Genomic DNA, 20,576 nt, shown 5'->3' with positions numbered 1-20,576 from the left:
GCTTCCGGTCGCGGTTTGCGGCGAATGAGGCGTACGCTGCCTCTGTCATGACAGTTGCGTTCCGCCCTCGCCCCAGCGTCGTCCGGCGAGATTCCGGACTCTACGCCTACGAACGGGCGCTCGCCCGCCGCGGCCTCACCCCCATCGCGGGTGTCGACGAGGCCGGCCGTGGCGCGTGCGCGGGGCCGCTCGTGGTCGCGGCCGTCATCCTGCGCAAGCCGGTCGACGGCCTGGGAGACTCGAAACTGCTCGCTCCGGCGGTGCGCGAACGGCTCTACGACGCGATCGTGCGCGTCGCCCACGTAGGCATCGTGACCATCCCACCTGGGGAGATCGACGCCAAAGGTCTCCACAAATGCAACGTTTCGGGAATGCGGCGTGCTGTCGCACAGTTGTCCGGTAACCCTGAGTACATCCTGACGGACGGCTTCCCGGTGCCCGGGTTGCCCGCACCGTCGCTCGCCGTCTGGAAGGGGGACCAGGTGGCCGCGTGCGTGGCGGCTGCGTCGATCGTGGCCAAGGTGACGAGGGATCGCCTGATGGTCGCGCTGGACGAGCGCTTCCCGCAGTACGGCTTCGCCGAGCACAAGGGGTATGTCACACCAGGACACCGGCTGGCGCTGGAAACGCATGGTCCGTGTCCTGATCACCGTTACTCCTTCGTCACGGTGGCGAGGGGGATGGGTGAAAATGAAATGGGGGCCGGGGTTGCCTGACCAGGCGAACCGGGGGACCGGTACGACAGGAGGACCGCGATGAGCGCAGAGGATCTCGAAAAGTACGAAACCGAGATGGAGCTGCAGCTTTACCGCGAATACCGCGATGTCGTCGGTTTGTTCACATACGTGGTGGAGACTGAGCGGCGGTTCTATCTGACCAACTCGGTCGATCTCGATGTCCGCACTGCGGAGAACGGCGACGTCTTCTTCGACGTGAAGATGCAGGACGCTTGGGTGTGGGACATGTACCGGCCCGCCCGATTCGTGAAGAACGTACGGGTCGTCACGTTCAAGGACGTCAACGTCGAAGAGCTGGCCAAAGCAGACCTGGAGATGCCCAAGGAGGGCTTCTCCGGGTAACCGCGCGGTGAGAGGCGACGCCTCCGCAACCTCTCGCGCCACGGGAGCGTGGCCCCTCAACGCCCCCTGGGAACGGGGCGATCCTCGGGCTGAGCCGGCGTGGTCCTGACGTGCCGTGACCGGCATCCGTCCAGACGGCAGCGACCCGAAGGGCTGTAGCAGGTGGTCTGTCGTTGTGTTGCTCGGGTGCGGCGGTGAAGCAGCCCGCGCTCGTCACGCCAGTGGGCTCGCTCAGGCCCTGGGATGCGCTTGCCGGTAGGCCGCCCGCAGACGCTCGATAGAGACGTGAGTGTAGATCTGCGTGGTGTTCAGCGACGCATGCCCGAGCAACTCCTGAACGCTACGCAGGTCCGCACCACCCTCCAGCAGGTGCGTCGCCGCGGTGTGCCGGAGACCGTGCGGCCCCATGTCCGGCGCCCCATCGACCTGGGCCAGTCGCGCGTGCACCACCCGCCGGACGGTTCCCGCATCGATGCGGCCCCCGCGTACACCGAGAAAGAGCGCGGGCCCCGACCTGGCTCGGGCCCACAGCGGCCGTCCATGAATACACCATTTGTCCAGCGCTCGGAGAGCGGGCAGCCCGAACGGCACCGAACGCTCCTTACGCCCCTTGCCCAGAACCCTGATGACGTGCCGGTCACGGTCGACATCGTCGACGTCCAGTGCGCACAGCTCGCTCACCCGCACACCTGTGGCGTACAACAACTCCAGCAACGCCTGATCGCGGAATTCTTTCGGCTCCGCGGTGGCGGGGACGTCCATCACGGCCTGCGCCTGCTCCTGGTCGAGCACGGACGGCAGTGACCGGGGTGTCCTGGCGGTGCCCAGCAACAATCCGGGGTCCGTGGACAGCCAGCCGCGACGATGACAGTAGGCGGTGAAGGTGCGGGCACAGGCGGTTCGGCGTGCCAGCGTGGCTCTGGACTTTCCCGCTTCGTGCTGGCCGGCCAGCCACTCCCTCAGAGCCCCGATGTCCAGGCCGTCGAGGTGCCCGCCCATGTGATCGAGCAGAGAGGCGATGTCGGTCAGATAAGCCCGGACCGTGTGTGGTGAGAGGTCACGCTCCAGCCGCAGATATCGGCCGAAGTCGGCCAGAGCTTCGTCCCTGCTCGCCGACGTAACACCGTCCGTCCGGGCCATGTCTTCCACGTCACCATCATCTTTCGTGTCGGTCATGTCGCGGTGCCGAGCGCCGTCGGTTGCGCTGTCATGATGCCGCGTTTCCCTTGCTTTGCGCTGGCTGAGGTGCCGCGCCCCTTCGGTTGCGCCGGTCGTGATGTCGTGCTCCCGTCGTCTCTTTCGTCCCGCCGGCCGAGTCCGCGTAGCGGTGACGGTTCCCCTCTCGCCGTCGCCGGCCGTGTCCGGGCGATGGTGACGGCTCCCTTCGCCGTCGCCGGTACGAGCTCCGTACTGCCCGCATCATCGCCTCATGCGCCGAGAGCAACCTCAACAACCGATTGTCATGATCCGCAACTATGTCAGCAAAAAGTAGGAGTCACTGGTGCGTGGTCCTCTTCGCCTTCCGGTGGACACACGCCAGACTGTTGTGTGCGGCCATCGCGGTGCTCTCCCACGGTCTTGATGCAGACCCTCCAAGGATCACGCGATGGCCGTCACCATGTCCGCCCCGCCCCGTGACGCGGTGCGGGTCAGGGACCGTGACACGTCCGTCAGGCGTCCATCCTCCCCGCCGCCTGGTAGGGCACGGGCAGGTCGTCCGGAAACGGAGGTTCGTCCGCCTGTCCGGCGGCTTCCGCGGTGGGTGGGGGTTGTAGGGCAGTTGACTCGGGAGCCTTGCGATAGCTCGTTGCCGGCTTGCGCAGGCGCCAGCCGTTGGCGGCGCGTTCTATGTAGCCTGCGGCTGCCAGGCCGCCCAGCGCGCTCAAGGTCACATCCAGGCTGACTCCCGCGGCAACCGCTATGGAGGCTGGACCGGCGCCGCCTCGGGCAGGGACCGCGTCCAGCACCCTCTTGGTGGAGTCGTTGAGTTTGTCCCTGGAAACAGCGGCCACCCGGCTCTGCGGAGCAAGATCGTCGCCTATCACGCCGACGAGGTCGATCATCTCCTCCGGGGTCGTCACACATACCGCTTTGCGCTCCCGAAGGAGCCGGTGACAGCCGGCCGACATGCTCGAAGTGATCGGGCCAGGCACCGCCCCCAAGTGCCTGTTGAGGGACAGGGCATGGGCGGCCGTGTTGAGCGCGCCGCTGCGCAACGCCGCCTCCACCACCACGGTGCCTCTCGACAGGGCGGCGATCAGACGGTTTCTGATGAGGAAACGTGCCCGGGTGGGATGGACGCCCGGTGGGCACTCGCTGATCACGACCCCCCGCTCCCTGACGGCCGCGAACAGGGTGTCATGGCTGCTCGGATAGCAGACGTCCACGCCGCAGGCCAGAACGGCCACCGTCGGTGCATCCGATGCCAGAGCTCCCTTGTGGGCCGCCCCGTCCACGCCGTAGGCGCCACCTGACACGACCGTCCAGCCTGATTCGCTGAGACCGACACCGAACTGGGCCGCGATGTGCGAACCGTATGACGTGGCGGCCCGGGCGCCGACCACGGCGACGGACTTGAGGCACGCGAAGCGGAGGTCGGCCGTGCCGTGCAACCACAGCCCGAGGGGGCGGCTCGGCCCCAGCTGGTCCAGCTGGGTAGGCCATTCCTGGCTGCCGGGAATGATCAACCTGGCTCCGGCCTTCTCGCCTGATTCCAGGTCGGCTGCGGGCTTGGCGGTCGCCAGGCGGGCGTACCAGGCGTTCAGGCGGCGGGTCAGGTCGGGCGGGCGCTCGTGCCGGGCCTCCTGAGCGGCGAAGCCGGATGGCAAGGCGCGTGCACGGATCGCCGCCGCCGCCTCCGACGCGCCGTACTGGGCGACGAGGCGGCCCATGACCGGGTCGCCCACGTCAGCGGCGCGCATGAGAGCAGCCCTGGCCACCAGCTCGTCTGTCTCCGGTCGCCCTGATCGCCGGGTCACGGCGACCGTAGCCCGCTCACCGTCCGCGGTGGGTCGAGGTGCTTGTGAGGATCCGGCGTCCGGCGTGCGAGGAGCCGGCGCAGTGGGGGTCTCCTGGCTGGGAGAGGTTTGTGTACCCACGTCCTGGACGGGTGAGGTCTGGCCGCTCGTGTCCTGGACGGGAGAGGTCTGGGCACTCGTGACCTGGATGTGGAACTGCTGGGCGGGCGGGATGGCTGGATTGGAGGCAGAGGGCCGAGGCGTCGTGGTCGCTGGGGCGGCGGGAGTGGATGGCATGGGGCTGACGGTGCCTTCGTGGAGTGGGATGGACGATGGGAGGGCCACAGGGTGTTCGGAGACGGGGCAGAGCCGGCGCAGGGCTCGGACGCGGTGGGCGCGTGCGGAGGTCTTGGAGTCCAGCGGGAGGGCCTCTCGAGAACCTGGAAGTCCGAGCTGGAAGGGGCGCGGCGGCGATCGGGGCGCCGGCGGAAGGATCCGGCGGTGTCACGACGTGACTCCCAGCCAGAAACTGAGGGCGCCGGTGGTTTCGTCCTCCTCCGGGCGGTCCTTGCCTGCCAGATCGGCGAGGGTCCAGGCGACCCGGACCACCCGGTCGAGGCCGCGTGCGGTGAGGGTGCCGGAGTCGAGGCAGGACGTCATGGGCCGCATGGCCGCCTCCCCTGGGCGGTAGTCGGCATGCAGCATGGAGGAGGGGATCTCGGCGTTGGTGCGCCAGGGGGTGCCGGCCAGGCGCTTGGCGGCTCGGTCGCGGGCCACCAGCACGCGTTCGGCCACCGTCCTGCTGGTCTCCACGAACTGGCGGTCGGCCAGGAGCTCGCGCCTTGACGAGCGGACGACCGTGACCTTCATGTCGATGCGGTCAAGGAGCGGGCCTGAGAGCCTGCCGAGATAGCGACGTCTGGTGGTTGGGGAACATCTGCACGTCTCGCTCTTGTCGTCGGCCTGGGCGCAGGGGCAGGGGTTCGCGGCCAGGACCAGCATGAACCGCGCCGGGAACGTGACCGATCCCGCGGATCTGGACACCGTCACCCGGCCGGACTCCAACGGTTGCCGCAGGGAGTCGAGGACATGGCGGGGAAACTCGGGAGCCTCGTCCATGAACAACAGGCCCCTGTGAGCGAGGGAGACCGCCCCCGGGCGCACGACCGTGCTGCCGCCGCCGATGATCGCGGCTGACGTCGCCGTGTGGTGCGGGGCGACGAACGGCGGCCTGCTCATCATGGGTGAGTCGGGCGGCAGCACACCCGCGACGGAATGGATGGCGGTGACCTCCAGGGCATGATCGAGCTCCAGATCCGGCAGCAGGGTGGGGAGGCGTTCGGCCAGCAGGGTTTTGCCGGTGCCGGGAGGGCCGAGCATCCACAGGTTGTGGCCGCCTGCCGCGCACACTTCGAGGGCTCGACGGGCCACCGGCTGGCCGACGACGTCAGACAGGTCGGCTGCGGGGACGGGGGCGGAGCTCTGAGGCTCCACGATGTCGCCGGTCCGGGCCTCGGGCGGGTCGTCGCCGGTGCGCAGCCACTCGACCAGCTGGCGCAGGCCGGACACGGGGACGACCTTGACGTCGGGCACCAGGGCCGCCTCGGCCGAGTTGGCGGCGGGCACGACGACCGTGGCGCCACCGTGCCCGGCGGCGCCGAGCACCGAGGGGAGGACGCCGCGCACGGGTCTGATGCGGCCGTCGAGGCCGAGCTCACCCAGGAAGAACGGCTCCGCGATGCGCTCAGCAGGGATCACTCCCGCCGCGCCGAGGATCGCCACGGCTATGGCCAGATCGAACTGGGATCCGCGTTTGGGCAGGCTGGCGGGGAAGAGACTGACGATGATGCGGGCATCGGGCCAGGGATAACCGCTGTTGACGACCGCCGACCTGACTCGGTCGCGAGCCTCGCTGAGCGCGGTGTCGGGAAGGCCGATGAGGTGGATGCCGGCCAGTCCGTTGCCCACGTCGGCCTCGACCTCGACGGTGCGCCCGGCGACTCCGACGACGGCCACGCTGCGGGTGCGGGCCACGGCCATCAGATCGCCCCCCGCACGTGGCGCAGCGCGAAGTCGCCGGCGAAGCGCTCGATGGCGATCACGTCCACGCGCACGGTGTCGAAGGTGCGTTGCTGCGTGGCCAGCCATTTCGCCGCCAGCATGTGAAGCCGGGCCAGCTTGGCCCGGCTCACGCCCTCCAGGGCTGTGCCGTGGGACGTGCCCGATCGTGTCTTGACCTCGACCACGATCAGGCGGGGGCCTTCTTCGGCGATGACGTCGATCTCGCCGTGACGGCAGCGCCAGTTACGCTCGATCACTTTCATCCCTTGTGCCTCCAGATAGGTCACGGCTAGCTGCTCGCCCTGTCTGCCGAGGTCGAGTCTCTTGTTTGCGGGCATGTGCCACCTCCGTCTGGCTGTCGGGCACCGACTCTCGTGGATGGAGGTGGAGCGAGGTCGGCCGAACGGGGTTCTGGGGATGGCGGGGTGGGTTACCGGGAGGTTGTGGATAAGGGCCGAGCCGGTTATTAGTCGCCCGCGACCGCCGACCGCGGTGCGGCCGGCGGTCGCGGGCGCCTCTCCTGCGGCGCTGCTTGCGGTGGCGGCCCTGTGGCGCGGCCTGTCGGCGAGAGAGGGGGCGGGAACGCAGGCGTCGGCATACGGTCGTGGCGAGGTTGAGGAGAAGGAACCCGCCCAGTAGCGCGGCCAGGGCGATCGTGCTCACAAGCGGGGTGGCCGAAGCCGAACGCGCGAGAAACGGCGAGGGCGTGGTGGATGGCAGTGCCTTATGGACCGGTCGCGCGGCGGGAGCGGTGGCGAACGTCGCTGGTGGACCGGCAGTCGGCCGGTTCGCTGCGGGCGCTCGTGCAACGGGTGCGGCGGGCGCTGGTCGAAGGGGGATCGCGGCCGATCTCGCCTGCGGTGGAGCGACGGTGACCGAACGTGCGGGCGCTGGTGGCGTGGTGGGAAGGTCGGACGGTGACGGGGAACCGTGGTGGCCTGAAGGATCAGGGCCTGCCGTGGAGCCCGCCTGCCAGAACGGGAGAAGGCGGATGGGGGCGTGGCCCAGGAGGAGGAGAGGGTCGAGGTAGCGGGTGTCGTGGAGAAGACCCCAATGGAGGCACGGCACCTGACAGTGATCGGTCGAGGACTCGAGCACGCCCAGCTTGGCTCCCTGCTCGACGGACTGGCCCTGTGTCACCGATGACGTGACCGGTACGTACGTCGTGCGCAGGCCACCTGCGTGCTCGACCGTGACCACGCCCCGCCCGCCGACCGGACCGGCGAATCGGACCGTGCCCGCGCCTGCCGCCAGCACCGGGGCGGCTTCCTGGGCGGCCAGGTCGACACCGCGGTGACCGGCCAGCCAGGGCTCCGGGGGCGGAGCGAATCGGCGGATGACGCGAGGGCGGCCGTCCAGCGGCCAGCGCCATGTGGGCGGTGAGGCCCTTGCCGCTGCGGGTGCTGGGACAGCGAGGACGGTGGCCGCGAGGACGACGGCCGTCAAGGCGGTGCGGGTGATGGTGAGGGCCGTCAAGGCGCTGCGGGTGGTGGTGAGGGCTGTCTGGGCCGTGCTGGTGGAGGCGGCGGTTGTCAGAGCCGCGCGGGTGGTGGTGAGGGTCGTTGGGGCGGTGCAGGGGGACTGCGGGTGGTGGCGGGCCGGTGGGCAGGCGGTCATGGCGCGAGTTTCGGCTACGGCGCCTTGGCGGTGGGTCGGTGAACGCCGCTCTGTGGAGGACGCTGGGTTGTCCACAGGCCGGGCGCTGATTTGGGGTGCGAGACCACGCTGACTGGCTAGTCGTTCAGGAGACCCGGGGCTTGGAGTTGAGGAGGTCGTCAAGAGAAGAGGAGAGTGCCGGGTCGGCGCCTGGCTCGCCCGAGGCCCTGAACCTGGTACGGCGCGGACGCAGTGGAGACGTCCAGATCCACAGGGTGCTCAGGGCGATGCCCGCGGCGCAGACCAGGATGACCGGACGCAGCCCGATCGCCTCCGCGAGAAGGCCTCCGAGCAGACCGCCGAGGGCGAGGACGCCCTGCACCGCGAACGTCATGGTCGCGTTGACCCGGCCGCGCAGTTCGGCGGTGGTTTCGCTCAGGGTGATCGCGCCCATGCAGGTGGCGAAGGCCACCACGATGCCGCCTGTGAGCGTGCCCGTCACGGCCAGGACCGACAGTTTCCACCACAGCGGGCCGGTCAGCAGTCCCACCGCGAGGATCTCCGAGGGGAAGAAGAGGACGGCGGCGAGCAGGACCCGGTTCTCGCCGTAGCGTTTGGACAGGCGGGCCGAGAGCCAGGCGCCCAGCAGGCCACCCGCCCCGCTCAACGCGATGAGGACACCGATCACGCCCTTGGGGATGCCGAGGGTGTTCACCATGTAGAGCATGTAGACGGCCGTGAACGCCATCGCGAAGAAGTTGATCGTGACGCCCGCGCCGAGCAGCGCGCGCAGGATCGGATGGGTGACGCTGACCTTCAGTCCTTCCTTGACGTCGCGCCACATCCCCCGGGAGGCGGCCGGTTCGTTCCGTTCCGGGGTGCGGATGGAGCGCAGCAGCAGGGCCGAGGCCAGGAACGACAGCGACTCCGCCAGGACGGCCAGCGGTGCCGTGAGCACCTGCACCAGGAGCCCGGCCAGCCCTGGTCCGCTCACGGAGGCCACCGAGTAGGACGCCTGCAGGCCGGCCATCGCCTCGGTGCGCTGCCCGGAGGGGACGACGGCCGCCAGATGGGGGAAGTTCGCGGCTCTGAACAGCACTCCAGCCGTGCCGATCACGAGGGCCACGATGATCAGCCAGGCGACGTTCAGCACGCCCAGCAACCAGGCGACCGGCACGGTGGCGGCGGCCGCGCAGGAGACGAGCTCGCACGCGATCATCAGGGGACGGTGCCGCGTGAGCCGGTCGGCGATCGCCCCCGACTGCAGCCCGAACAGCAGGGCGGGCACCGAGGCGGCCGCGGTCAGCAGGCCCATCTGTGAGGGCGATGCGGTCAGCAGGGTCACCGCGGTCAGGGGGATGGCCAGCTTGGACACCTCTGATCCGGTGATCGAGACCGTCCTGGCCGTCCAGAGCAGGCGGTAGTCGCGCTGCTTGCGCAGCGGAGCGGCGGCGGCTTCGAGCTGGGGGACGGGCCCGGTGATCGGGCTGCCCGCATCGGGCGGTCCGCCGGCTGGGTGCTCGACGGCACGCCCACGCCGAGTGTGAAAGGTTCCCTTCATAGATGTGAAGCTAATCCTTCAGAGTTGTGAAGGCAACCTTTCAGATATCCGCAGGCAGAGGTACCGTGGGCACATGACGCGGGAACCTGGTTGGCTCAGCGATCCGAAGGCGATGCGGGCGCTGGCGCATTCGGCGCGGCTGACGATCCTCACCCAACTGGCCGACGAGGGCAGCGCCACCGCCACCGAGGTGGCCGAGAACGCGGGCATCACGCCCAGCGCCGCCAGCTATCACCTGCGCATGCTCGCCAAATACGGTTTCGTCGAGGACGCGCCGCCCCGCGGCGACGGCAGGGAACGACTGTGGAAGGTCGTGGACACCCCGATCGGCGTGGGTGTGAGTCCCGGCGACCCGCCGGAGGTGCGCGAGGCGAAGAAGTCGTTGATAGCGCTGTTCAACAAGGAGGCCCGCGAGGAGGCGGAACGCAGCTGGGCCAACCTCGACAACGACACGGAGGAGTGGCGCTACGCGAGCGGTTTCAGCCGCACCAGGATCAGGGTCGACGCCCAGGAACTCGGCCGGCTCAACGAGGAGATCAAGAAGCTGATCGAGCCGTACGTCGCCCGCTTCCGCAGCCAGGACGAAGCCCCGGGCGGGGCCAGGATCGCCGAGGCGCATATCAGCCTGTTCCCGGTCGCGAAGCGGGTCGCCCCCGGCCTGCCCACCGAGGACCACGACGCGCCCTGACAACCTCCGCAGGCCCACCGAGGGCGGCGACCGCGTCCCGACCGGGCACGCCCCGCGCGATCACGACGTGGCCGACCGGCATCATTCGACGAACCGGGCGAACCGCTGCTCGATGGACTCGGCTCTGTGCCTCAGCTGGATCGCCTGGTCGACCGCGAGCGCGTCGCCGTACCACATCGTCAGGCCGGTCACTGCAGTCATGAAACCCGGCCTCCGCGTGACGGGGCCACCGCCTCCATCGCCGTGCGTCCCCTGTGCCGGTGGAATTTCGCCACCCTGATGGTGGGGTCAGGTCTACCGCGCCGGTCGTGCGGAGCGGGCAGACTGCTCGGGTGAGCATGATGCGCCGCATGGCCGAGCCCGTGGGCGGCCTGCTGCTGAACGCCGCCGCCGGCGTGGCGGCATGGGCGCTCCTCCTGCTGCTCGCCGGGTGCGCGGCGCTGGTCCCGATCGGCGGGCTCGGCGTGCGCCCGCTGGCCCGGGTGCGGTCGATGGTCCACGGGCTGGCGACGTTCCAGCTGGCCTGGGCGGCCCGCGCGCTCGGCCACGAGCCGGCGGCGCCGGAGAGCGCCCACGCGCGGGAGGGCGCTCACGCCCGCGAGACGGCCTGGCTGACGGTGCAGGCCGTGACCGGCCCGGGCGGCGTGCTCCTCGTGGGCGGGGTGCTGTCGGCCGACGCCGTCCTCTGGAGGCTGCAGACGGTGCGGCCGAGCAGCCAGCTCACGGTCGCCCTGTCTCTGGCGCTCGTCGCCATCGTCGCCGTCGCGGTGGCCGCCGTACCACTCCTGCACAAGGCACAGGCGCGGCTGGCGGAGCTGCTGCTGCGTCCCGGTGACACGGACCGGATCAGGCAGCTGACCGAGTCGAGGGCCGCGGCGGTGAGCGCGCAGGCGGCCGAGCTGCGCAGGATCGAACGCGACCTGCACGACGGCGCGCAGGCCAGGCTGGTCTCGGTGCGCATGAACCTCGGCCTGGCCAGGCGGGCCAGCGATCCGGGTCAGGTTCGCGAGCTGGTGGAGGAGGCGTGGGAGTCGGCCGGGCAGGCCCTGACCGACCTGCGCGACCTGGTCAACGGCATCCACCCTCCCGTGCTGGCCGACCGGGGTCTGGCCGGGGCGCTTGAGGCCGCCGCGCTGCACGTCCCCCTCACGGTGGACGTCGACATCGACCTGCCCGCCCGGCCGGAGGCGCCCGTCGAGTCCGCGGTCTACTTCGCCGCCGCCGAGGCCCTGACGAACGCGGCCAAGCACAGCGGCGCCCGCCGCGCGTGGGTGCGGCTGTGCCACTCGGAAGGCGTTTTGCGGCTGGTGGTGGGCGACGACGGGAAGGGCGGCGCCGACGCGGGCGGCACCGGCATCGACGGCATCAGGCGCCGGTTGTCGGCGTTCGACGGGACGCTCGACGTCCGCAGCCCGGCCGGCGGGCCGAGCGAATTCATCGTGGAGATACCGTGCGCGTTGTCATCGCAGAAGATCTCGCCCTCCTGAGGGACGGGCTCGTCCGCCTGCTGTCGGCGTCCGGGTTCGAGGTGGTCGAGGCGGTCGGCAACGGGCCGATGCTGCTCAGCGCGCTGACCCGCCACCGGCCCGACGTCGCCGTGGTCGACGTACGGCTGCCGCCGACCCTGACCGACGAAGGGCTGCGCGTCGCGCTGGAGGCCCGCAGGCGACGGCCGGGGCTGCCGGTGCTGATCCTGTCGCAGTACGTCGAGCAGCTCTACGCCCGTGAGCTGCTGTCCGACCAGGCGGGTGCGGTCGGCTACCTGCTGAAGGACCGGATCGGCGACGTCGACCAGTTCGTCGAGGCGGTGCGCAGCGTGGCGGCCGGAGGCACGGCGATGGACTCCGAGGTGATCGGCCAGCTGCTCGCCCGCAGGAAGCGCGACGAGCCGCTGGGCCGCCTGACCCCCAGGGAGCGCGAGGTGCTCGCACTCATGGCCGAGGGCCTGTCGAACGCCGCGATCGCCGCCCGCCTGCTCGTCACGGACAAGGCCATCGCCAAGCACACCAACAACATCTTCGCCAAGCTCGGCCTGCCGCCGAGCGACGATCACAACCGCCGGGTCATGGCGGTACTGGCCTACCTGAGGGCGGAACCGGGCTGACCCGCGTCGTTTGACCACATGCGGTCAGCCTGAGGCGGCGTGGGAGGTAGACTTTCCGGTGGCCTGTGGCACAGGCCGACTTCGCATGCCTCATTGCGGACCGCGCCGTCGGTCCGGGCCAGGCGCCCGGCTGGAGCGGTTTCGGGGCATCAGGGCGGCAGACACGCGCTGTCGCGTCACAACCGAGAATCGCGCCCATCCGCAGGGCGCCCAGACCTGGAGGACCAGCACATGGCCCCCGTCGTCACCATGCGACAGCTGCTCGAGAGCGGCGTTCACTTCGGTCACCAGACCCGGCGCTGGAACCCGAAGATGAAGCGCTTCATCTTCACCGAGCGCAACGGCATCTACATCATCGACCTGCAGAAGTCGCTGTCCTACATCGACCGCGCCTACGACTTCGTGAAGGAGACCGTCGCCCACGGCGGCACGATCCTGTTCATCGGCACGAAGAAGCAGGCTCAGGAGGCCATCTCCGAGCAGGCGGCCCGGGTCGGCATGCCCTACGTCAACCAGCGCTGGCTGGGCGGCATGCTCACCAACTTCTCCACCGTGCACAAGAGGCTGCAGCGCCTGAAGGAGCTCGAGGAGCTCGACTTCGACAACGTCGCCGCCTCGGGGCTCACCAAGAAGGAGCTCCTCATGCGCCGGCGCGAGAAGGACAAGCTCGAGCGCACGCTCGGCGGCATCCGTGACATGGGCCGCGTGCCCAGCGCGGTGTGGGTCGTCGACACCAAGAAGGAGCACATCGCGATCAGCGAGGCCAAGAAGCTCGGCATCCCTGTCGTCGCGATCCTCGACACCAACTGCGACCCCGACGAGGTCGACTACCCGATCCCGGGCAACGACGACGCCATCCGCGCCGTCGGGCTGCTGACCAGGGTCGTCGCCGACGGTGTCGCCGCCGGTCTGATGGCCCGCTCCGGCGCCGCCCGCGGTGACGAGAAGCCGGCCGCCGCCGAGCCGCTGGCCGAGTGGGAGCGCGAGCTCATCGAGCAGGGCACCGGCGAGCGTCCGGCGGGCGAGGCCGACTCCGCCGCTCCGGAGGCCCCGGTTGAGGCCGCTCCCGCCGAGCCGGCCGCTGCGGCCGAGGCTCCCGCCGAGACCGCTCCCGCGGCCGAGGCTCCCGCCGAGGACAAGCCCGAGCAGCAGGCCTGACGGCTGATCGAGGGACGCGTCCCCGCCGACGGGGGCGCGTCCCGGCCTGGCGAAGCCGGGCCCGCACAGGTGATAGGCCGCGGCGAGGCTGGGCAGCATACCGGGCGAGGCAGCAGTAGGGCCGGGCCGGTGCGCGCCCCCGACCGAGGCAGAGTTCCTGTACGGCACGCGCCCGCCGTGCCGACCCTGGGGTGGGCCGCCGATCACGGCGCCCGCCCGATCCACGACGACGAAATTTCACAAGGAATAAGAGCAATGGCTTCCGTGAACATGGCCGACGTCAAGCGGCTTCGCGAGATCACCGCTGCCGGCATGATGGACTGCAAGAAGGCGCTCGAGGAGTCCGGTGGCGACTTCGACCGCGCCATCGAGCTGCTGCGCCTGAAGGGCGCCAAGGACGTGGGCAAGCGCGAGGCGCGCACCGCCTCCAACGGCCTCGTCGCGCTCAAGCAGGACGGCGACTCCGCCGCCGCGCTCCTGGAGCTCAACTGCGAGACCGACTTCGTGGCGAAGGGCGAGCGCTTCCAGGAGCTGGCTGCCCAGGTCGTGGCGCACATCCTCGAGACCAGGCCCGCCGACGTGCCGGCGCTGCTGGAGTCCTCGTTCGACGGCAAGACCGTCAAGGACCACCTCGACACCGCCAACGCCGCGCTCGGCGAGAAGATCGAGATCCGCCGGTTCGCGGTTCTGGAGGGCGGCTACGTCGGCGCCTACATGCACCGCACCGACCCGGCGCTGCCGCCCGCGGTCGGCGTGCTGGTCCAGCTCGACAAGCCCAACGCCGAGGTCGCCAAGGACGTCGCGCAGCACGCCGCGGCGATGGCCCCGCAATACCTCAAGGCGGCCTCCGTACCCGCCGAGGTCGTCGAGAAGGAGCGCAAGCTCTTCGAGGAGATGACCCGCGAGGAGGGCAAGCCCGAGGCCGCGATCGGCAAGATCGTCGAGGGTCGCGTCAACGGCTGGTACAAAGACTTCACCCTCCTCCAGCAGACCTTCGTCAAGGACGGCAAGAAGAGCGTGGGCAAGTACGCCGAGGAGAACGGCGTCGAGGTCCTCGGCTTTGTCCGTTTCAAGGTCGGTCAGGCTTAGGCTTAGGCAAGCCGCCAGCTCAACGAACCGCCGAACGAAGGAGGCCGCCGCCGTGCAGGAACACCGGGAGCCAGCCCACGAATCCCCACGGACGGCGGCTTCCTCGTCTCCACACCCGCCGAACCCGCTGCGGTGGAAACGGGTGATGCTGAAACTGTCGGGCGAGGCGTTCGCCGGCAGCGAGCCGCTGGGCATCGACCCGGTGATCGTCGACCACCTGGCTGACTCGATCACCGAGGCGGTCCAGGAGGGTGTGCAGGTCGCGGTCGTGGTCGGCGGCGGCAACATGTTCCGCGGCGCCACCCTCTCGCAAGGAGGCATCGACCGGGCCAGAGCCGACTACATGGGCATGCTCGGCACGGTCATCAACTGCCTGGCCCTGCAGGACTTCCTCGAACGGCGGGGCGTGGAGACACGCGTGCAGACGGCCATCACCATGCAGCAGGTGGCCGAGCCGTTCCTGCCACGCCGCGCGATCAGGCATCTCGAGAAGGGCCGCGTGGTCATCTTCGGCGCCGGGCTCGGGTCGCCCTTCTTCTCCACCGACACCGCGGCGTCCCAGCGGGCGCTCGAGATCGGCGCCGAGGCGCTGCTCAAGGGCACACAGGTGGACGGGATCTACGATTCCGACCCCCGCAAGAATCCGGATGCGGTCAGATTCGACCACCTTGACTACGGCGAGGTGCTGCTCCGCGACCTCGCGGTCATGGACGCCACCGCGATCAGCCTGTGCAAGGACAACGATCTGCCGATCGTGGTCTTCGACCTCATGGGCGAGGGCAACATCCTGCGCGCCGTCCGCGGTGAGAAGATCGGCACGCTGGTCAGTCCCGCAGGCAAATGAGCGAGCGAGCCCGACACCGCCAGCTAGAAGACAGGGAGCCGCTGTGATCGACGAAACCCTCCTCGAAGCCGAGGACAAAATGGACAAGGCCGTGTCTGTCGCGAAGGAGGACTTCGCGAGCATCCGTACGGGCCGGGTCACCCCTTCGATGTTCAACAAGATCAACGCCGAATATTACGGCACGCCGACGCCGATCCAGCAGCTGGCGTCGTTCCACGTGCCCGAGGCGCGCATGGTGCTCATCCAGCCCTACGACAAGAGCTCCATGTCCGCGATCGAGAGGGCCATCCGCGACTCCGACCTCGGCGTCAACCCGACCGACGACGGCCAGGTGATCCGCGTGACCTTCCCGGAGCTGTCCGAGGAGCGCCGCAAGGAATACATCAAGGTCGCCAGGAACAAGGGCGAGCACGCCAAGGTGTCGGTGCGCAACATCCGCCGGTCCGCCAAGGAGGTCCTCGACAAGATGATGAAGGATGGCGAGGCGGGCGAGGACGAGGTCAGGCGGGCCGAGAAGGAGCTCGACGACATCACCCAGAAGCACGTCGCGAAGATCGACGAGCTGCTCAAGGTCAAGGAAGCCGAACTGCTCGAAGTCTGAGCGGGGCGCCCGGCGGCGGGCCGCCTCCGGTGGGCCCCTGCCCATGGGGCGAAGGCAGCGGGCATGCACTCTGCGGCCCTCGCCCGGACGGCGGGGGCCGCGGCTTTGGAGAACATTGTGGAAAAAAGTACGGCTGGCACCAGCTCGAGCGGCGGCAGCCGTACCGGCAGAAACCTGCCTGCCGCGATCGCGGTGGGCGTCGTGCTGGGCGCGCTGGTCCTCGGCACCCTCTACACGGTCAAAGAGCTGTTCCTCGTGGTGGTCGCGGGCGCCGTCGGCGTCGGCACGGTGGAGCTGATCAGGGCGTTCGCCACCCGTGACATCAAGGTGCCGGTCGCGCCCGTGCTCGCCGGGCTGGTGGCCATGCAGGTGGCGGCCTACTGGGGCGGTTCGGTCTGGTTACTGGCCGCGTTCGCCGGGTTCGCGCTCGTCCTGCTGATCTGGCGGATGTTCGGTGACGGCACCGACGGCTACGTACGTGACGCGTCCGCGTCGGTGTTCACGCTCTTCTACCCCTGCCTGCTTGCCGCGTTCGTGCCGCTGCTGCTCAAGCCGGACGACGGCGACCACCGCGTGCTGATCTTCATCGCGGTGACCATCGCCAGCGACATCGGCGGCTACGTCGCCGGGGTGTTGTTCGGCCGTCACCAGATGACGGTCATCAGCCCGAAGAAGACCTGGGAGGGCTTCGCCGGGTCGCTCGTCGCGTGCGTGGCGGTCGGTGGCTGGCTGGTGACGTGGTTGCTCGGCGGCGAGCTCTGGCAGGGGGCGCTGATCGGCGGGCTCGCGGCGGTGCTGGCGACCGCGGGCGATCTGATCGAGTCGATGATCAAGCGGGATCTCGGCATCAAGGACCTGGGCACGATCCTGCCCGGCCACGGCGGTCTGATGGACCGGCTCGACTCGCTGGTGACGGTGCTGGTGCCGGCCTGGCTGCTGATGACGCTGTTCTTCTAGCGGTGTGTCTCCAGCGCCTGCGCCGTGACGGGGGTCAGCCAGAGCCACCGTACGGCCTCGCCCCCGAACGCGAACCCCGACATGTCAGGCATGTGGGGTGGGCTGTGCATCATCAGCACCCCCGAATACTGCGGCCCCAGCGGGAACGTCGCAGGCTCGTGATACCACTTCGCCGTGTGCCCGTGGCCGAGCCACGTGACCGAATGCCACGGATATTGCGACAACCACACCAGCAGCAGCGCCGCGTCCTTCGGGTCCTCCCGGGTGGCCACGGCCAGCTCGATCCTGGCGTACGCGCCCGGCTCGTCGATCCACTGCTCCACCGTGGGCATGCGCTGGCAGCTCATCCCGACCGTCGACAACACGGTGTAGTCGCGATCGCGGTGCGGTGGCCGCTCGGTGATGCCCACGGTCGGCAGCCGCTCGCCGCCGGCGTCCCAGTACCGGCCCGCCAGGCCGAGCGCGCGGTCCAGATGGCCCATCACGAACTGCTGGAACGACGGCCACGAACCCTCGCCGTGCCGCCAGCGCCAGTAGGACTCGGCGTTGGAGATGCGCGGGCGCAAACCTTCGAGCGCCTCCGACAGCGCCCACGCGAACGGCGACTCGCCCACCGCGTCGCGCGCGTAGCCGGGCATGCCCCGGTTCATGTCGGCCCAGCCGGGGATGACCGCCAGCAGGTCGTCGTCCTCGTAGAGGGCCACGCCGTCGCCCTCCTCGAACCACAGCGCGCTGAGCTGCCCGAGCGGACGGCGGCCCTCGGGGTGCAGTGTGCCGGCCCTCGGCATCAGCGGCGGCAGGCCGGCGTTGATCCTGGCCAGGTCGACCACGGGCGGGGCGGGGCGGTGGTTGGCCAGCCACACGGCGCCGTGCACCGTGCCGTCGGGCGAGCACAGGTAAGCTACCGAGGAGTCCTCATCACGCTCGACCACGAGCGTCCGGCTGCCGTACGGATTGCCCGCGGCGAGGACGACCTCGGCGCCGCTCTCGCCAGCTGCCGCCCGGAAAATCGCCATACGAGATGACTGTAGATCGGGCGGCAACCGCGACGCGAGCCCAACCAACACCAGGAATGCCACCTCCTATCCCAACGTTCATTACCCTGGCCGACAACCCCTCAAGCAAAGGCGGCAACGTGTCCCAGCCCCCAGGCCAGCTCACCTTCGTCGCGCCCCGGCGAGCCAAGCCCGCACGGCACCTGGCCGACCTGTCGATGGCCGATCGGCGGGCCGCGGTCACCGAGCTGGGCGAGAAGGCGTTCCGTGCCGACCAGCTCTCGCGCCACTACTTCGAGCGCCTGACCACCGACGTCGGCTCGATGACCGATCTGCCGGTCGCGTCCCGCGAGAAGCTGTCCGCGCTGCTGCCCGAGCTGCTCACGCCGGTCAGGGAGATGGCCACCGATGGCGGCACGACCTGTAAGACGTTGTGGCGGCTGTTCGACGGCGCGCTGGTCGAGTCGGTGCTGATGCGTTATCCCGACCGGGTGACGATGTGCGTGTCGTCGCAGGCCGGCTGCGGCATGAACTGCCCGTTCTGCGCCACCGGCCAGGCGGGCCTGACCCGCAACATGTCCACCGCGGAGATCGTCGAGCAGGTGGTCTCCGGCGCTCGGGCGCTGGCCGCCGGCGAGGTGCCGGGCGGCCCCGGCCGGGTGAGCAACGTCGTGTTCATGGGCATGGGCGAGCCGCTGGCCAACTATAAGCAGGTGATCGGCGCGGTGCGGCGGCTGGTGGAGCCCGCGCCGCACGGCCTCGGCATCTCCGCGCGCGGCGTCACCGTCTCCACGGTGGGGCTGGTGCCCGCCATCGGCAAGCTCGCCGACGAGGGGCTGCCGGTCACGCTGGCGTTGTCGCTGCACGCGCCCGACGACGAGCTGCGCGACACCCTCGTGCCGATCAACACGCGGTGGAAGGTGGCCGAGGTCCTCGACGCGGCGTGGGCGTACGCGGCGAGGACCAAGCGGCGGGTCTCGATCGAATACGCCCTGATCAAGGACATCAACGACCAGGAGTGGCGGGCCGACCTGATCGGCAAGCTGGTGAAGAACAAACTGGTGCACGTCAACCTGATCCCGCTCAACCCCACGCCGGGCTCCAAGTGGACGGCGTCGCGGCCTGAGGACGAGCGGGCCTTCGTACGACGGCTGCAGTTCCACGGCGTGCCCGTGACGGTCCGCGACACCCGCGGGCGCGAGATCGACGGCGCGTGCGGGCAGCTCGCCGCCGCCGAGTGAGTGCGGGCACGTCCAGGGGCGCCGGCAGGAACACGCCGGCGGTGCCTAGCTCGTCCTGAGGCGGCGCCAGGCGTAGCCGGCCAGGGCGATCAGGCACCAGACCAGGGAGAGGGCGGCCAGCTCGGGGAAGCGGCCGAGCAGGTCGCCGGCGTTCGCGGCCCGCATCCAGGGGATCAGCGGCACGGTCAGCCAGTAGAGGGGCGAGGTGCTGACCAGCAGCGTCGCCAGGAAGCCGAGCAGCAGCGCCGTGATCGAGACGGCGGGAGAGCGCACGATCGCCCGGCTGGTGAGCGCACCCAGCGCCGTTCCGGCCAGCGCGGCCAGGGCATACAGCGCGATCACGGCGGCCAGCACGGCGGGCGGCGGGGTGGCGCTCACGCCGAGCAGCAGGGCCCAGGCCAAGGCGATCGCGGCGAGCCCGGCACATGCCGCGAAGGCCGCGATGAGTCCCGCGGCCACCTCCCTGCCCCGGCCGCCCGCCTGGATGGCCGACATCTCGCGCTGCCGGTCAGGCTCGGTGTCGAGCAGGCTCCTCGCCGCCCACGCCAGCACCGCGACGATCAGCACGGCGCCGTCGGTGAGCACGGACGTCTCCTCGCCCTTCGGGGCGCGGCTGCCGTAGAGGATCGCCAGCAGGGCCAGGGCGAGCAGGAGCGCCTGGTAGACGCGGTGGGACCGGACGTAGGCGGCCAGGCGGAAGGCGGCCAGGGCGATCATCGGCTCTCCTCGATCTCGCGGGCCTGGTAACCCTCGCCGCGCATCCTGGCCACGAACCGCTGGACGTCGGCGGCCGGCAGCGTCACGGCCACGGTCGCGTGCCGGCGCTCGGACGGCCCGCCCGGGGGGCGCGAGCGCAGCGCGGCCGCGGCGGGCGGGGAATCCCGCGCGGTGGTGGCGACCCCGGTTGCGGCGGGCTGGGCTTCCGGCGCGGGGGTGTCCGGCGTGCCTTCCTTCAGCCGGCCGGCGACCATCGACCAGTGGCGAACCCCGGGCAGGGCTCGCAGGCCGCCCTGGTGGTCGCTGGCGACGACGATGCCGCCCCCGGCGGCCACCTCGGCCGCGATCGCGGGCAGCGCCGCGCGCGTGCCGGCGTCGAGCCCGGCGAACGGCTCGTCGAGGAGCAGCAGCCCCGGCTCGGCCATCAGCGCCTGGACCAGCCCCACCTTGTGCGCGCTGCCCTTCGACAGCTCGCCCAGCGGGAGACCGAGCAGGTGGCCCATGGCCAGGCGCTCCGCCCACGGCTCCCAGCGGGCGCCGCCGCGCACCCGTGACATGTGCCGCAGGTAGTGCGTCACCGTGAAAGGCTGGCCCGCGGGGAAACGGTCGGGGGCGAAGCCGACGACCGCCGGGCGGCCGGTGATCGTGCCCGCGCTCGGCCTGGCCAGGCCCGCGAGGAGGCGGAGCAGGGTCGACTTGCCGGCTCCGTTCACCCCGGTCAGCTCGATCACGTCGCCGGGGGAGAGCTCGGCGCCGGCGTCTTCGATGATCAGCGGATCGCGCCGCCGGTAGCGGAAGGACACGTGGGAGAGACGCATGGTGCTGTAACGGTATAGGCGGGGGCGCATCGTCGTGATAAAAGACCGCATCAGTGAACACGCTGGAAATGTCAAAATAGAGGTCCCGGCGCCATCTCAAGAGGAGTAAG

Annotated in this window: 20 protein-coding genes and 1 pseudogene; 12 read left to right on the top strand and 9 right to left on the bottom strand. The window is 70.2% G+C overall.

Annotation, left to right across the window (positions count from 1 at the left end; translation table 11 throughout):
* Nucleotides 1-47: 47 nt before the first annotated feature.
* Both ACTWPV_RS38060 and ACTWPV_RS38055 read left to right on the top strand, forming a co-directional pair.
* Complete coding sequence (locus ACTWPV_RS38060) at nt 48-716, top strand: ribonuclease HII (protein ID WP_443155501.1); 669 nt, start codon at nt 48-50, stop codon at nt 714-716.
* A gap of 39 nt (nt 717-755) precedes the next feature.
* Nucleotides 756-1,079: a DUF2469 domain-containing protein gene (locus tag ACTWPV_RS38055; RefSeq protein ID WP_026215037.1), complete on the top strand. Its 324-nt coding sequence runs from the start codon at nt 756-758 to the stop codon at nt 1,077-1,079.
* A 231-nt stretch (nt 1,080-1,310) separates the two neighbouring features.
* Here the strand turns inward: ACTWPV_RS38055 and ACTWPV_RS38050 are convergent, their stop codons facing one another.
* From ACTWPV_RS38050 to ACTWPV_RS38035, 4 genes are all read right to left on the bottom strand, one after another.
* Nucleotides 1,311-2,219 carry a tyrosine recombinase XerC gene (locus ACTWPV_RS38050; RefSeq protein ID WP_443155587.1) on the bottom strand — a complete coding sequence of 303 codons (909 nt, stop codon included), beginning with the start codon at nt 2,217-2,219 and terminating at the stop codon, nt 1,311-1,313.
* A gap of 530 nt (nt 2,220-2,749) precedes the next feature.
* On the bottom strand, nt 2,750-4,000 hold the full coding sequence (gene dprA, locus ACTWPV_RS38045; RefSeq protein WP_443155500.1) for a DNA-processing protein DprA: 1,251 nt from the start codon (nt 3,998-4,000) through the stop codon (nt 2,750-2,752).
* 540 nt (nt 4,001-4,540) lie between these two features.
* On the bottom strand, nt 4,541-6,076 hold the full coding sequence (locus tag ACTWPV_RS38040; RefSeq protein WP_443155499.1) for a YifB family Mg chelatase-like AAA ATPase: 1,536 nt from the start codon (nt 6,074-6,076) through the stop codon (nt 4,541-4,543).
* Complete coding sequence (locus ACTWPV_RS38035; protein WP_443155498.1) at nt 6,076-6,435, bottom strand: YraN family protein; 360 nt, start codon at nt 6,433-6,435, stop codon at nt 6,076-6,078. The genes ACTWPV_RS38040 and ACTWPV_RS38035 overlap by 1 nt, the downstream gene beginning before the upstream one ends.
* A 375-nt stretch (nt 6,436-6,810) precedes the next feature.
* Between ACTWPV_RS38035 and ACTWPV_RS38030 the strand changes: the two genes are divergently transcribed.
* Nucleotides 6,811-6,972: a hypothetical protein gene (locus ACTWPV_RS38030; RefSeq protein ID WP_443155591.1), complete on the top strand. Its 162-nt coding sequence runs from the start codon at nt 6,811-6,813 to the stop codon at nt 6,970-6,972.
* Between the two features lie 154 nt (nt 6,973-7,126).
* On the opposite strand, the pseudogene ACTWPV_RS38025 reads toward ACTWPV_RS38030, so the two are convergent.
* Together ACTWPV_RS38025 and ACTWPV_RS38020 are read right to left on the bottom strand one after the other, a co-directional pair.
* Nucleotides 7,127-7,714 (bottom strand): annotated as a pseudogene (locus ACTWPV_RS38025) (M23 family metallopeptidase); the annotation flags it as partial.
* A gap of 124 nt (nt 7,715-7,838) precedes the next feature.
* Nucleotides 7,839-9,254: an MFS transporter gene (locus tag ACTWPV_RS38020; RefSeq protein ID WP_443155497.1), complete on the bottom strand. Its 1,416-nt coding sequence runs from the start codon at nt 9,252-9,254 to the stop codon at nt 7,839-7,841.
* 73 nt (nt 9,255-9,327) lie between these two features.
* On the opposite strand from ACTWPV_RS38020, the gene ACTWPV_RS38015 reads away from it, so the two are divergent.
* The 8 genes from ACTWPV_RS38015 to ACTWPV_RS37980 all read left to right on the top strand — a co-directional run bounded on the left by ACTWPV_RS38015 (nt 9,328) and on the right by ACTWPV_RS37980 (nt 16,695).
* Nucleotides 9,328-9,942, top strand: a complete 615-nt coding sequence (locus tag ACTWPV_RS38015) for an ArsR/SmtB family transcription factor (protein WP_443155496.1) — start codon at nt 9,328-9,330, stop codon at nt 9,940-9,942.
* Between the two features lie 338 nt (nt 9,943-10,280).
* Entirely contained in the window at nt 10,281-11,429 is a 1,149-nt protein-coding gene (locus ACTWPV_RS38010; RefSeq protein ID WP_347649973.1) for a sensor histidine kinase, read from the top strand.
* Complete coding sequence (locus ACTWPV_RS38005; protein ID WP_347649935.1) at nt 11,393-12,046, top strand: response regulator transcription factor; 654 nt, start codon at nt 11,393-11,395, stop codon at nt 12,044-12,046. The genes ACTWPV_RS38010 and ACTWPV_RS38005 overlap by 37 nt, the downstream gene beginning before the upstream one ends.
* 231 nt (nt 12,047-12,277) lie before the next feature.
* Nucleotides 12,278-13,204 carry a 30S ribosomal protein S2 gene (gene rpsB / locus ACTWPV_RS38000; RefSeq protein ID WP_443155495.1) on the top strand — a complete coding sequence of 309 codons (927 nt, stop codon included), beginning with the start codon at nt 12,278-12,280 and terminating at the stop codon, nt 13,202-13,204.
* A 255-nt stretch (nt 13,205-13,459) separates the two neighbouring features.
* Nucleotides 13,460-14,293 carry a translation elongation factor Ts gene (gene tsf / locus ACTWPV_RS37995; protein ID WP_443155494.1) on the top strand — a complete coding sequence of 278 codons (834 nt, stop codon included), beginning with the start codon at nt 13,460-13,462 and terminating at the stop codon, nt 14,291-14,293.
* A gap of 145 nt (nt 14,294-14,438) precedes the next feature.
* Nucleotides 14,439-15,137, top strand: coding sequence for a UMP kinase (pyrH, locus tag ACTWPV_RS37990; protein WP_347649932.1), 699 nt, complete (start codon nt 14,439-14,441; stop codon nt 15,135-15,137).
* Between the two features lie 43 nt (nt 15,138-15,180).
* Nucleotides 15,181-15,738, top strand: coding sequence for a ribosome recycling factor (gene frr, locus ACTWPV_RS37985; protein ID WP_347649931.1), 558 nt, complete (start codon nt 15,181-15,183; stop codon nt 15,736-15,738).
* 117 nt (nt 15,739-15,855) lie between these two features.
* The gene (locus ACTWPV_RS37980; protein ID WP_347649930.1) at nt 15,856-16,695 is read left to right on the top strand and encodes a phosphatidate cytidylyltransferase; all 840 of its coding nucleotides are present in this window, start codon (nt 15,856-15,858) and stop codon (nt 16,693-16,695) included.
* Here the strand turns inward: ACTWPV_RS37980 and ACTWPV_RS37975 are convergent.
* Nucleotides 16,692-17,711, bottom strand: a complete 1,020-nt coding sequence (locus ACTWPV_RS37975) for a suppressor of fused domain protein (RefSeq protein ID WP_443155493.1) — start codon at nt 17,709-17,711, stop codon at nt 16,692-16,694. The two genes, ACTWPV_RS37980 and ACTWPV_RS37975, sit on opposite strands and share 4 nt — an antisense overlap.
* Before the next feature lie 119 nt (nt 17,712-17,830).
* Here ACTWPV_RS37975 and rlmN point away from each other — a divergent pair, with 119 nt between their 5' ends.
* Complete coding sequence (rlmN, locus tag ACTWPV_RS37970) at nt 17,831-18,931, top strand: 23S rRNA (adenine(2503)-C(2))-methyltransferase RlmN (RefSeq protein WP_443155492.1); 1,101 nt, start codon at nt 17,831-17,833, stop codon at nt 18,929-18,931.
* A 45-nt stretch (nt 18,932-18,976) separates the two neighbouring features.
* Here rlmN and ACTWPV_RS37965 read toward each other — a convergent pair whose 3' ends face one another.
* Both ACTWPV_RS37965 and ACTWPV_RS37960 read right to left on the bottom strand, forming a co-directional pair.
* Nucleotides 18,977-19,648, bottom strand: coding sequence for a hypothetical protein (locus tag ACTWPV_RS37965; protein ID WP_443155491.1), 672 nt, complete (start codon nt 19,646-19,648; stop codon nt 18,977-18,979).
* Nucleotides 19,645-20,466, bottom strand: coding sequence for an ABC transporter ATP-binding protein (locus tag ACTWPV_RS37960; RefSeq protein WP_443155490.1), 822 nt, complete (start codon nt 20,464-20,466; stop codon nt 19,645-19,647). Before ACTWPV_RS37960 ends, ACTWPV_RS37965 begins: the two co-directional genes overlap by 4 nt.
* Between the last annotated feature and the right edge of the window lie 110 nt (nt 20,467-20,576).

Source organism: Nonomuraea sp. KM88 (assembly GCF_052245635.1).
Taxonomy (GTDB): Bacteria; Actinomycetota; Actinomycetes; order Streptosporangiales; family Streptosporangiaceae; genus Nonomuraea.
This window is presented reverse-complemented; position numbering and strand designations above follow the sequence as displayed.